Genomic DNA, 11,975 nt, shown 5'->3' with positions numbered 1-11,975 from the left:
CGGCGTGGCGCCGGCGCCGGCGCCGGCGCCGGGTCGACCGTGTTCCCGGCTGGCGCGTTGTTCCCGGCTGGCGCGTTGTTCCCGGCCGGGGCGTTCCCGGCTGGCGCGTTGTTCCCGGCCGGGGCGTTCCCGGCGGCGCGGGCCGGCGTGAGGCCGCCCGCCTCCCGCCCGCCCGGACCCCGCCGGCGCGCTGCCCGCCGGCCCGTAGACTGATCCGCCATGGGCTTGTCGATCGGTATCGTCGGGCTGCCCAACGTCGGCAAGTCCACGTTGTTCAACGCCCTGACGCGCAATGATGTGCTCGCCGCGAACTACCCGTTCGCGACGATCGAGCCGAACGTCGGGGTCGTGGGCGTCCCCGACCCCCGGCTCGACGAGCTGGCGAAGCTGTACGACAGCGCCCGCGTGGTGCCGGCGACGGTCAGCTTCGTCGACATCGCCGGGCTCGTCCGCGGCGCGTCCGAGGGCCAGGGCCTGGGCAACCGCTTCCTCGCGAACATCCGCGAGTCCGACGCGGTCTGCCAGGTCGTCCGGGTGTTCTCCGACCCCGACGTCGTGCACGTCGAGGGCAAGGTCGACCCGGCCGACGACATCGAGACGATCAACACCGAGCTCATCCTCGCGGACCTGCAGACCATCGACGCCCGGCTGCCCAAGCTGGAGAAGGAGGCCCGCGCGGACAAGGCGAAGCAGCCGCTGCTCGCCGCCGTGAAGGCCGCCCGCGAGGTCCTGGACGCCGGCCGCACGATCTCCTCCGAGCCGAAGATCGACCGAGACGCGCTGCGCGAGCTGTTCCTGCTCACCGCGAAGCCGTTCCTGTACGTGTTCAACGTCGACGAGGACGTCCTCGCCGACCCCGGCCAGCACAAGGAGCTCGTCGAGTCGGTCGCGCCGGCCGACGCGATCGTGCTGTGCGCCAAGGTCGAGGCCGAGCTCGCCGAGCTGGACGACGCCGACGCCGCCGAGCTGCTCGCCTCCCTCGGCCAGGAGGTCAGCGGCCTGACCCAGCTCGCCCGGATCGGCTTCCACACCCTCGGCCTGCAGACCTTCCTCACCGCCGGCCCGAAGGAGTCGCGCGCCTGGACGATCAGGGCCGGCGCGACCGCCCCCGAGGCCGCCGGCGCCATCCACACCGACTTCCAGCGCGGCTTCATCAAGGCCGAGATCGTCTCGTTCGACGAGCTCATCGCCGCCGGCACCATGGTCGCCGCCCGCGCCGCCGGCAAGGTCCGCATGGAGGGCAAGGACTACGTCATGGCCGACGGCGACGTCGTCGAGTTCCGCTTCAACGTCTGACCGGGCGGACAAGGCGTCGGTGCGCTGCGACGCGGGTGGCAACGGAGAGATCCCTCCTGGCGGAAGCCGAAGGGCGTGCAGCGTGACGGCCAGGGGTCAGTCGTGACGGACATACCGGCCGAGGAATCTCCGTCCTGCGGCATGGCGTCGCTGGATGGCCCGGTAGCCCGCCGGTTGGATGATCTGTCCCGGTAGATGCTGGCGGTCCGAGGTCGAAGTCGGGCGAGGCCGTCGGGTGCGCGGGGTACACCCTGCGGAGGGACTGGTAATCGGGTTCCAAGCCGGGTGCGGCGGCGGAGAGGGCAGGTCGACGTGGCGGACGACGTGCAGACGCGGGACGGCGTGCAGACGCGGGAGGGCGTGCAGGGGCACGACGACGGGCAGGCGCGGGACGACCGGGTGATCTGCCATCTGGTCGGGCGGACCGCGTGGTCGGTCGGGGCGGCCGGGTATCGGCCGGCGAGCCTCGGCGCCGAGGGGTTCATCCATTTCTCCACCCCGGCGCAGGTCGTCGCCACCGCCAACCGGTTCTACGCCGGCCGCGACGACCTGCTCCTGGTCGTGGTCGATCCGGAGCGGCTCAGCGCGCCCCTGCGCTGGGAGCCTCCCGCACCTCCCGCCGTACCGGCCGCGCCGACTGCGAGTACCGGCGCGGGCGAACCGGCGGGCGGGGAGCTGTTCCCGCATCTGTACGGGCCGATCGACGCCGGGGCGGTCGCGGCGGTGGTTCCGTTCCCACCGGGGTCGGACGGCACGTTCAGCGTTCCGTCCACCCTCTGGTGATCTCCAGTCGGCACACCGTCCCGGCCCAGCGGCCGAAGCGGGCGTAGCGGGCGCGGACCTCCCGCTCGCCGGCCGGGCCGGGCAGGCCGGCGAGCTCGCCGACGCGGGCCCTGGCCCAGGCGTCGAGGGCGAGCCCGCAGGGGCGGCCGAGCAGGCCCAGCAGCCCGTCGGCGCTGACCGGACCGAAGCCGGGCAGAGCGCGGATCTCGGCGCCCACCTCGTCGTCACTCGGCCCGCGTGGGCTGCGGTCCCACCAGCGTTCGACGTCGAGGGTGCCGGCGTCGATCCGCTGGGCGAGCAGGGCCAGCGATCCGGCACGGTAGCCCCAGCCCGCCTCATCGCGCAGGATCTCGGGGCCGTCCACGGCGACGCCGCGCGCGATCGCCGCCGCGTCCGGGAACGCCCGTTCCCCGGCCGGGCCGCGGGCGCCGAACAGCTCGACCAGGGCGTCGAGCATCGACCGGGTGCGGCTCAGCGCGGCGTTGGTCGCGGCGAGCGCGCGGACCAGGTCCTCCCAGACGCTCGGGCTCCGCAGCAGCCGGCCGTGGCCGCCGGCCGCCACCCAGGCGAGGTCCGGCTCCCCGGCCAGGGAGGCGTACAGGTCGGAAAGATCGTCGTCGAGGGCGAGCGCGTGCCACACCTGGCGGCGGATCGCCTCCCGGTCGGCGTCCCCGCCGGCCGTCCGGCCCCACCTGACGACGAGATGCGGGCCGAAGTCGGGGGCGGTCAGGTCCGGGGCGGCCGGGTCCGGGACGGTCAGGTCCGGGACGACGGCGGCGGCGGGAGCCTCGTGGACGGTCACGGTCAGCGGGCCGGCCTGGGGGGTGGTCAGGACGCGGTGCCAGGCGCCGCGGTCGACGTCGTAGCAGGACGGTCCGAGCCCGCTCGCCGCATGACCGAGTGCCACCGCGGACAGCCGGAAACCGGGCGGCAGCGGGCCGAGGCGCAGCGTCCCGGTGCGGGGGAGGTCCGTGCCGGCCGGGAGCCGGCCGAACCGGCCGCCGGCGCGGATCTCTGCCGCCGCCTGCGCGCCCACAGCCCGCGATCACCTCCGTCGTCCGCCTGAGGTGATCATGCCGCAGAACGGATCGGTCAGTACGACACGCCCGCGGAGTAGAGGATCTGGGAGATCCTGCGGGCCAGGGCGACGTCGAGCTCGGTGACGCCGCCGACGGAGTGCGTCCAGACCGTGAACGTCGTGGTTCCCGGGCCGCGGTCGATCACCGGGTGATGATCCATCTCGTCGGCGGCGTGGGCCACCTCGGCGGCGATCGCGTCGGCCTCGTCGCCGTCGACCATGATCTGCAGTTGGATGCGGTCGGCGTCGCCGAGCCAGCCGGGAAGCGACGCCAGTGCGTCCGCGACCTCGGCGCTGTCCAGTTTGGTTGGCATGTTGCTGCCCTCCGTCTTCGGGCCCGGCGGTCCGGCGACCGCAGGCCGGGGTTCACTGGCTGTGTGCCTAGCTGTTCCCGGGCTGGTCGGCGCGGCGGCGCGCCGGACCGGAATCCGATCCTTCGCCATCGCAGCTCCCGCCCCAGGTCGCCTGCCCTCCGGTGGCCCGGTCGGGCCATCCGACCCGAACCGCTGCCATCCGGTCCTTCAACGGTCGGAGTCTGGGAGAGTCCGGCACCATGAATGCGGATGCGGGCGGCCCGCGTGCCGGCGCTCCTACCCCGCCAGGACGGGACGCAGTCTCCCGGGAGCACGTCGACGCCGATGTGCCGGCGGCCGGGACTGCGGGGCCGCCTGCGGTGCGGGGCCGGTTGGTTGTCGCGGTCGCGCTCCTGGACGACGAGCGCCGGGTGCTGGCCGCCCGGCGCCGGGAGCCGCCGGCCTACGCCGGGATGTGGGAGTTCCCCGGTGGCAAGGTCGAGCCGGGCGAGGACGAGCTTGCCGCGCTCGTGCGGGAGTGTCGGGAGGAGCTCGACGTCGAGATCGAGATCGGGCCGCCGCTGGGCGAGGTGGGCCTGGCGAGCCCGGGGTGGATCCTGCGGGTCTGGTTTGGGCGGGTGACCGGGCGCAGCCCCCGCCTGCTCGATCACGACGAGCTGCGCTGGCTGGCCGCCGGTGAGCTCGACGACGTCCGCTGGATGCCGGCGGACGGCCCGCTCGTCGAGAAGCTTCGTGACGCGCTGACCGGCCCGGACCCGATCCGCTGGCCCCATCGGCCCGGACGCTCCGGAGCCTGATCGTTCCGGCGGTGTTCCTTGCTTGTCCAGAGGGTCCCGTGTCCGATTCGTCCCTCTGGATAAGCAAGGCGATGGGGCAAGGCCGGGCCCTGGCGGGCCCCGGCGAGACTTCGCCGGCGGGAAGGTGACCACAGACGGACGGGGAAGTGAGGCGGGCAGGCGAGGAGGGTGACGGCGGACGGTCGGGGAGGTGACGGCGGGCCGGCGGGGAGGCCGCGGGGAGGCGGCGTGGGGGGTGCGGGGGAGGGTGGCCGCGGCGGGGCGGACACGCCGGGGCGAGGTGTCCGTACCATGGGTGGTGGCACGAACGACGCCGGTGCCCGTCTGGCGGGCGCGTCGGCGTGCCTCGGCGCGGATCGGCGTGGCGGATTTCCGCCACGGCGTTCGCGTCACCGGTTCCAGCCGGCACCGTCGTTCGCACGGTGCCGTTGTCGTTGTTGCGGGGTCGAGAGCCCCACGTCCGCCCCGGAGCGCCTCACCGTGTCCCTTCGTGCCGATCTTCGTAACGTGGCCATCATCGCCCACGTCGACCACGGCAAGACCACGCTCGTCGATGCCATGCTGCGCCAGTCCGGCGCCTTCGGCGAGCACGCTGAGCTGACCGACCGCGTGATGGACTCGATGGATCTCGAGCGCGAGAAGGGCATCACGATCCTCGCGAAGAACACCGCGGTCCGCCACGGCGACATGACGATCAACATCATCGACACCCCGGGCCACGCCGACTTCGGCGGCGAGGTCGAGCGCGGCCTGTCCATGGTCGACGGCGTGCTGCTGCTGGTCGACGCGAGCGAGGGCCCGCTGCCGCAGACCCGCTTCGTGCTGCGCAAGGCGCTCGCGGCCCGGCTGCCCGTGGTGCTCGTCATCAACAAGGTGGACCGGTCCGACGCCCGGATCGCCGAGGTCGTCGACGAGACCTACGAGCTCTTCCTCGACCTCGACGCGGACGAGGAGCAGATCGACTTCCCGATCATCTACTGCAACGCCAAGGCCGGCCGCGCCTCCACGACCCGCCCGGCCGACGGCGCGAGCCCGGACTCGCCCGACCTCAAGCCGCTGTTCGACCTGCTGCTGGAGACCGTCCCGGCGCCGTCGTTCGATCCGGACGCGCCGCTGCAGGCGCTGGTCACCAACCTCGACGCCTCCCCTTACCTCGGCCGTCTCGCGCTGTGCCGCGTGCACAACGGCACGATCAAGCGCGGCCAGCAGGCCACCCTGTGCCGCGCGGACGGCACCCAGACGCGCGTCAAGATCAGCGAGATGCTGATGACCCAGGCGCTGGAGCGGGTGCCGGCGGAGGAGGCCGGGCCGGGCGACATCATCGCCATCGCCGGCATCCCCGACATCACCATCGGCGAGACCCTCGCCGACCTCGACGATCCCCGTCCGCTGCCGGTGATCACCGTCGACGAGCCGTCGATCAGCATGACGATCGGCATCAACACCTCGCCGCTGGCGGGCAGGTCCGGCAAGAAGCTCACCGCCCGGCTGGTGAAGAACCGGCTCGACGCCGAGCTCGTCGGCAACGTGTCCATCCGCGTGCTGCCGACCGAGCGGCCCGACACGTGGGAGGTGCAGGGCCGCGGCGAGCTGCAGCTCGCCGTCCTCGTCGAGCTGATGCGCCGCGAGGAGTTCGAGCTCACCGTCGGCAAGCCGCAGGTGGTCACCAGGATCGTCGACGGCAAGGTGCACGAGCCGGTGGAGCGCCTCACCATCGACGCGCCCGAGGAGTTCCTCGGCACGCTCACCCAGCTCCTCGCGCTGCGCAAGGGCCGGGTCGAGCAGATGGTCAACCACGGCACCGGCTGGATCCGGCTGGAGTACCTGGTTCCCGCCCGCGGGCTGATCGGGTTCCGGACCGAGTTCCTCACCGAGACCCGCGGCACCGGCCTGCTGCACCACGTGTTCGACCGGTACGAGCCCTGGTTCGGCGAGCTGCGGACCCGGGCCACCGGCTCGATGGTCGCCGACCGCAGCGGCCCGGCCACCGCCTACGCGCTGTTCAACCTCCAGGAGCGCGGCACGATGTTCATCGGGCCGACGACGGAGGTCTACGAGGGCATGATCGTCGGTGAGAACTCCCGGGCGGACGACATGGACGTCAACCCGACCAAGGAGAAGAAGCTCACGAACATGCGCTCGTCCACCGGCGACGAGCTGGTCCGGCTGACCCCGCACCGGGTGCTCACCCTGGAGCAGGCGCTGGAGTTCTGCCGCGAGGACGAGTGCGTCGAGGTGACGCCGGGCTTCGTCCGGCTCCGCAAGGTGGCGCTCACCGCCGGGGAGCGGGAGAAGCTGCGCGCCCGTCGCCGCTGACCTGACCCCCGCGAGCGGCTCGCGCGGCCCGCGGGGCTCGCGTGGCCGGGCGAGGCCGCCGCGCGGGCGCCGAGGTGACCGCGTCCACGGCGAGTGGGCGCGGTCGCCTCGCACGGCCCGGACCTGCGGCCGTAACGGGCCGTAGGGTCGGGATGGTGACGTCTGCTACCACGCCGTCGGTCTCGTCCACCCCACCGGCCGCTCGCCGGCTGATGTTCGTCCACGCCCATCCCGACGACGAGGTGATCTCCACGGGGATCGCGCTCGCCTCCTACGCCGCCGCCCCGGACACCTCTGTGACCCTCGTGACCTGCACGTTGGGGGAGGAGGGCGAGGTGCTGGTGCCCGAGCTGATCAATCTGCGGGCGGACCGCGGCGATCAGCTCGGCGGCTACCGGATCGGCGAGCTCGCCGGGTCCTGCGCCGCGCTCGGCATCACCGACCAGCGCTTCCTCGGCGGTCCGGGCCGCTGGCGGGACAGCGGCATGATCGGCACCCCGGCGAACGACCATCCCCGCAGCCTGTGGCGGGCCGACCTGGCCGAGGCGACGGCCGAGCTGGTCCGGATCGTCCGCGACGTCCGACCGCACGTGCTGGTCAGCTACGACTCCAACGGCGGCTACGGGCATCCCGACCACATCCGGGCCCACCAGGTCACCGCGCGGGCCTTCACCGACGCCGCCGACCCGGCGTTCGCCCCGGGCACCGGCGAGCCCTGGCAGGTCGCCAAGCGGTACGAGACGGCGATGCCCCGCTCGCGTGCCGTGGCGGGCTTCGAGCTCTTCCACGACTCCGCCGACAGGAACAACCCCTTCGCCGGCCTGAAGTCCGTCGACGACCTGGCGATGACGCTCGTCGACGACGCCGACATCACCGCCGAGATCTCCGCGCCGGAGTTCTTCGACGCCAAGATCGCCGCGATGCGGGCGCACCGGACCCAGATGGCCGTCGACGGCTTCTTCTTCGCGCTCGCCGACGGCATCGGCCAGCGGGCGTGGGGCGTGGAGCACTTCGTGCTCGCCGCGGGCACGCGTGGCCCCGGCGACGGGCCCGACGGCCGTGAGCGGGACCTGCTCGCCGGGGTCGCCTTCTGACCCTCGTCTTCTGGCCCTCGCCTTCTGAACCCTCACCATCCGACCCGTCACCATCCGACCGTCACCTTTCGACCCTCACCTTCTGGCCAGCGCGGGAATCCGGCCGGACTGCCCGCCGTTGGTGCACATGTGCAGCGGTGTAACGCTGTAATCAGTGCACGCACGGATGCGGTCCGGGAGGGTTCGGATGCACGCCAGCGACGAGGAATATCCCCACCGTCCGGATGAACCGTTGGACGCCTACTCGACGATCGTCACCCAGGTCGCCGCCGCACTGACCCCGTCGGTGGCCAGCCTGCGGGTGCGGACCCGGCGCGGGGCCGGGGCGGGATCGGCCGTGGTGTTCACCGACGACGGCTTCCTGCTCACCTCGGCCCACGTGGTCGAGGGGCTGCTCGGCGGGGGCGGCGCCGCGGTCGGGCTCGCCCAGTTCGCGGACGGTACCGAACGCGAGTTCGACGTGGTCGGCGCCGACCCGCTGTCCGATCTCGCCGTGCTGCGGGCCCGCGGAGCCACGCCGCGGGCCGCCGTCCTCGGCGACGCCGCCGGGCTCCGGGTCGGCCAGCTCGTCGTCGCCGTCGGCAACCCGCTCGGGCTGACCGGCAGCGTGACGGCCGGCGTCGTCAGCGCGCTCGGCCGGTCGCTGCCGACCCGCGCCGGCTCCGCGGTGCGGGTGGTGGACGAGGTCATCCAGACCGACGCGGCGCTGAACCCGGGCAACTCCGGCGGCGCACTCGGCACGGCCGACGCCCGGGTGGTCGGGATCAACACCGCCGTCGCCGGAGTGGGGCTGGGGCTCGCCATCCCCGTCAACGCGGCGACCCGGAAGATCCTCGCCGCGCTCATGCGCTACGGGCGGGTGCGCCGGGCCTACCTCGGCGTGGCCGGGGTCCGGGTCCCGCTGCCGCCGGCGGTGGCGGAGCGTACCGGCCAGAGCCACGGAGTCCGCCTCGCCGAGGTGGTCGTCGACAGCCCGGCGGGCGGTGCGGGCCTGTTCACCGGGGATCTCGTGCTGTCGATGGACCGGGCTCCCATCGTCACCCCCAGCGACCTTCAGCGGCTGCTGACGGAGGCCACGATCGGCCGCGCCGTGGAGCTGACGGTCTGGCGGCGCGGCGCCATGGTGGACGTCATCGTCGTCCCCCGGGAGCTCGTGACCACCTAGGCCGATGCCCTGGTGCCGCCCCTGGAGCGGGCCCCGGGCGGGCGGTGTGGCCGGGGCTCGGCCCGAGCTCCGGCGAACAGCCGCGCGGGCTCGGGGACTGCGGCGCGGCCAGGGAACACCATGATCGTCGCGCTGGGCACTCCGGGGCGCCCGGCGGGGGGATGCGGGGCGGACTGGCCGGGCGGTTCCCGCGCATCATGTCCTACTGTCGGACCATGCCCCGCCCCGGTACCGGTCCCCGTCGGACGCCGCCTTCGTCCCGGCCGTCCGCGTCGTCGGCCTCGCGCGGAAAGTCGGCCTCGGGCGAGAAGTCGGCTCCGGGCGGAAGGTCGGCCTCGGGTGGGAAGGCGGCCTCGGGTGGGAAGTCGGCTGCGTCCGCGTCGTCGGCTCCGGCTCCGGACGGGAAGTCGTCTCCGGGTGGAAGGCCGACTGCGCCTGTGTCGTCGGCTCCGGGCGGGAGATCGGGACCATCCGGGCCGGCCGGGGTTGCCGCGTCCACGGCCGAACGGGAGCCGGGTCGGGTCTTCCTCGGTTTCTCGTATGCGCTGGGCGTCGTCCTCGGCGCCGGGCTGGGCCTCTACGGCGTCTTCCTCGTTCCCGACGGCCCCCGCCCGGGCGGGACGCTGCTGTCGGTCGGACTGCTGCTGGCCCTGGTGGGCAACGCGGCGGCGGCGCTGCTGGTGCGCTGGCTGACCGGCACCCGGCTGGGCCCGGCGACGGTGCTGATCGGCTGGATGCCGGTGGTGCTGCTGCTCGCCGCCTCCCGCCCCGAGGGTGACCTGCTGCTGCAGGCCAGCGCCACCGCGTACGCCTTCCTGCTGCTCGGCGGCCTGAGCCCGATCGTCGTGGCGGTCCTCGGCGGGGCGCGCCGCGGGTTCACCGTGCTGCCGCCCCTGCGCTGACCGTCGCCGGCCGCTCCCGAGCGCGACGGTGCGCTCCCGCGACGAGGGATGATGCCTCGCCGGCAGCGGGAAGGGCACTGTGCAAGTTGTCACCGGCTCCGGCATCCGGGACCACAGCAGGGGACCGCGACGGTAGCGTGAGCCGGGTGGGCAGCCCGCCGCAGGAGATCCGCAGCGATCCACCCGCCGTCCGGGTACCCCCGGATGTGGGTGACTTCCGCCGGGCAGTCGGCAGGTTCGCCACAGGTGTGACGGTTCTCACCACCGTCGTCGAGGGGCGCCATCTCGGCATGACGGCGAACTCGTTCGTCTCGGTGTCGCTCGACCCGTTGCTGGTGCTGACCAGCATTCGCCGCGACGCCCGGTTCCACGGCCCGTTGCTGGCCGCCGGGGTCTGGGGCGTCTCGGTGCTTGCCGCCGACATGACCGAGGCCTCTCGCTTCTTCGCGCGGCGGGCGTATGAGCAGCCCGGCGACATGTTCGCCCAGTGGCCGCACACGATCGGAGCGCAGACCGGCGTCGTCCTGCTCGACGGCGCCCTGTCGGTCTTCGAGTGCCGGACGGTGTCGACGCACGCCGGTGGGGATCACACCCTGGTCGTCGGCGAGGTGGTGTCGCTCGCACAGCCTCGCGACGACGCCGACCCACTCGTCTTCTTCGAGGGGCAGTACCTCGACCTGGCGCCGTCCGGCGAGCCGGTCCCCGCCCAGGACGGTGGCGCAAAGCCCGTCGGTTGAGGCGGGCGGGCCAGCCGTGGTGGGGCGGGTCAGTTGAGGCGGGGCGGGTCAGTTGAGCCGGGCGCGGGCCGCGGCGGCGGCCTGGCGGGCGGCGGCGGCCGCGGCAGGCTCCACCTCGGCGACCGTGTCGGCGAAGGTCGTCAGGTCGGTCGCGCCGCCGAGGAAGTCGCCCAGCCGCACGCGCAGCTCCCCGCGCTCGCGACGCAGGTTCGCCGGGTGGTGGGGGAGCAGCAGCGAGAGCTCGACGGCCCACAGCCGGGTCCGCGGCGTGTCCGAACGGGCGGCGAGAATGCGGATGTTGCCGAGGATGCGGCTCAGCACGTCCCCGGGACTCATCGGGGCCAGGTGTGCCCGGCTGAACGCGACCCCGGCCGCGCGGACCTTCGCCGCCGCGTCGTGGATGGTCAGCAGCCGGCCGGCCGCGAACGGGTCGACGAGCACGTAGTCCTCGGGCGAGCCGACGGCGACGACGACATGGCCCGGCAGGCCGACCGGGTAGGCGGCGACCCCGAGCCGCTGGGCCACCTCCAGCCAGACGACGGAGAGCAGGATCGGCAGTCCCCGGCGCCGCCGCAGGACGTCGGGCAGGAGCGAGGAGCGCACATCGTCGTAGTCGTCCGCGGAACCGGCGAAACCGGCGTCGAGACCGAGCGCCTCGTGCAGGGCCTCCGCGGCGGCCCGCGGATCGAGGGCGCCGAAGCGGCGCAGCTCCCCGAGGCGACCGACCGGGTCGGCGCCGGCCCCCGGCTGGCCCCCGCCGGCGCCACCGGCCGGCGGCGGCGTTCCGCGCTCCACCCTCGGGAAGCCCCGGGCGGCGGTGGCTCGGGCGGCGAGCAGCGGGCGGGCGCGCACGGCGAGCGCATCCAGGGCGCCGAGGGTGGCCGCGGGGTCGGTGGCGTCAACGGTCGCGTCCGCCTCGGCGGCGAGCAGGTGGCAGGCGACGGCCAGGTCGACGGGCTCGCGCCGGACGACCTCGGCGAACCGGCTACGGCTGCGGGCGCTCATCCGCGCTCCGTCATGGCTGGGGATCCGTCATGTGCTGGGGACCCATCATGTGCGGGGGATCCGTCATGTGCTGGGGACCCATCATGTGCGGGGGATCCGTCATGTGCGGGGGATCCGTCATGTGCTGGGGATCCGTCATGTCTGGGATTGTCGCTTGCGCGACCGGCCGGGTTCGGACGATGGTGCCCGGAGCCGGTATGTCCGTATCGGTGCCGAGACGACCTGCCGCCGGCGTGACCTGCGCGGCGGGATCGGTGGGTGATCGCCGCGCGGGGGGTCGAGGGGGTATGACGCGTGCCGCGACCACGTCTTCCTCGGTAATCTGGATACGCGTGCCCTCCGCCGTTTCGACCGTCAGCACGCGCGATGACCATGACTGCAGTGTCCCGAGGACGTCACTGAGAGGTATCGGACCCGGGATGCGCCTGCGGATCATGACTCGCGCGCCGATGTCGGCCTGAGTGATGCGGACGACATACACCACCAGC

At 73.7% G+C, this 11,975-nt stretch carries 12 protein-coding genes; 8 read left to right on the top strand and 4 right to left on the bottom strand.

Going from position 1 to position 11,975, the window contains the following annotated elements; translation table 11 throughout:
* Positions 1-219: 219 nt before the first annotated feature.
* Both ychF and FRAAL_RS26770 read left to right on the top strand, forming a co-directional pair.
* Positions 220-1,296 carry a redox-regulated ATPase YchF gene (gene ychF / locus FRAAL_RS26775; protein WP_011607189.1) on the top strand — a complete coding sequence of 359 codons (1,077 nt, stop codon included), beginning with the start codon at positions 220-222 and terminating at the stop codon, positions 1,294-1,296.
* 399 nt (positions 1,297-1,695) lie between these two features.
* Positions 1,696-2,079: a DUF952 domain-containing protein gene (locus FRAAL_RS26770; protein ID WP_041941050.1), complete on the top strand. Its 384-nt coding sequence runs from the start codon at positions 1,696-1,698 to the stop codon at positions 2,077-2,079.
* Here the strand turns inward: FRAAL_RS26770 and FRAAL_RS26765 are convergent.
* Both FRAAL_RS26765 and FRAAL_RS26760 read right to left on the bottom strand, forming a co-directional pair.
* Positions 2,054-3,115, bottom strand: a complete 1,062-nt coding sequence (locus tag FRAAL_RS26765) for a DNA glycosylase family protein (protein WP_011607187.1) — start codon at positions 3,113-3,115, stop codon at positions 2,054-2,056. The genes FRAAL_RS26770 and FRAAL_RS26765 overlap by 26 nt on opposite strands.
* Before the next feature lie 56 nt (positions 3,116-3,171).
* Positions 3,172-3,471 carry a 4a-hydroxytetrahydrobiopterin dehydratase gene (locus FRAAL_RS26760; RefSeq protein ID WP_011607186.1) on the bottom strand — a complete coding sequence of 100 codons (300 nt, stop codon included), beginning with the start codon at positions 3,469-3,471 and terminating at the stop codon, positions 3,172-3,174.
* Between the two features lie 239 nt (positions 3,472-3,710).
* On the opposite strand from FRAAL_RS26760, the gene FRAAL_RS26755 reads away from it, so the two are divergent.
* From FRAAL_RS26755 to FRAAL_RS26730, 6 genes are all read left to right on the top strand, one after another.
* Positions 3,711-4,268: a (deoxy)nucleoside triphosphate pyrophosphohydrolase gene (locus tag FRAAL_RS26755; RefSeq protein WP_083867054.1), complete on the top strand. Its 558-nt coding sequence runs from the start codon at positions 3,711-3,713 to the stop codon at positions 4,266-4,268.
* A 480-nt stretch (positions 4,269-4,748) separates the two neighbouring features.
* A complete protein-coding gene (gene typA / locus FRAAL_RS26750) occupies positions 4,749-6,584 on the top strand; it encodes a translational GTPase TypA (protein ID WP_011607183.1) in 1,836 nt (611 codons plus the stop codon).
* 212 nt (positions 6,585-6,796) lie between these two features.
* Positions 6,797-7,678: an N-acetyl-1-D-myo-inositol-2-amino-2-deoxy-alpha-D-glucopyranoside deacetylase gene (mshB, locus tag FRAAL_RS26745; protein WP_011607182.1), complete on the top strand. Its 882-nt coding sequence runs from the start codon at positions 6,797-6,799 to the stop codon at positions 7,676-7,678.
* A gap of 187 nt (positions 7,679-7,865) precedes the next feature.
* Positions 7,866-8,843, top strand: a complete 978-nt coding sequence (locus FRAAL_RS26740; RefSeq protein ID WP_083866936.1) for a S1C family serine protease — start codon at positions 7,866-7,868, stop codon at positions 8,841-8,843.
* Between the two features lie 437 nt (positions 8,844-9,280).
* A complete protein-coding gene (locus FRAAL_RS26735) occupies positions 9,281-9,745 on the top strand; it encodes a DUF6113 family protein (protein ID WP_011607180.1) in 465 nt (154 codons plus the stop codon).
* 146 nt (positions 9,746-9,891) lie between these two features.
* Positions 9,892-10,482: a flavin reductase family protein gene (locus FRAAL_RS26730; RefSeq protein WP_011607179.1), complete on the top strand. Its 591-nt coding sequence runs from the start codon at positions 9,892-9,894 to the stop codon at positions 10,480-10,482.
* 48 nt (positions 10,483-10,530) lie between these two features.
* Here the strand turns inward: FRAAL_RS26730 and FRAAL_RS26725 are convergent, their stop codons facing one another.
* Together FRAAL_RS26725 and FRAAL_RS36290 are read right to left on the bottom strand one after the other, a co-directional pair.
* A complete protein-coding gene (locus FRAAL_RS26725; RefSeq protein WP_011607178.1) occupies positions 10,531-11,487 on the bottom strand; it encodes a transglutaminase family protein in 957 nt (318 codons plus the stop codon).
* A 10-nt stretch (positions 11,488-11,497) separates the two neighbouring features.
* Positions 11,498-11,968 carry a putative acetyltransferase gene (locus tag FRAAL_RS36290; protein WP_443985217.1) on the bottom strand — a complete coding sequence of 157 codons (471 nt, stop codon included), beginning with the start codon at positions 11,966-11,968 and terminating at the stop codon, positions 11,498-11,500.
* Positions 11,969-11,975 lie beyond the last annotated feature (7 nt).

The sequence above is a fragment of the Frankia alni ACN14a genome (genome assembly GCF_000058485.1).
Classification (GTDB): domain Bacteria; phylum Actinomycetota; class Actinomycetes; order Frankiales; family Frankiaceae; genus Frankia; species Frankia alni.
Note: the sequence above shows the minus strand (reverse complement) of the source record. Positions and strands in the feature narration are given on the sequence as shown.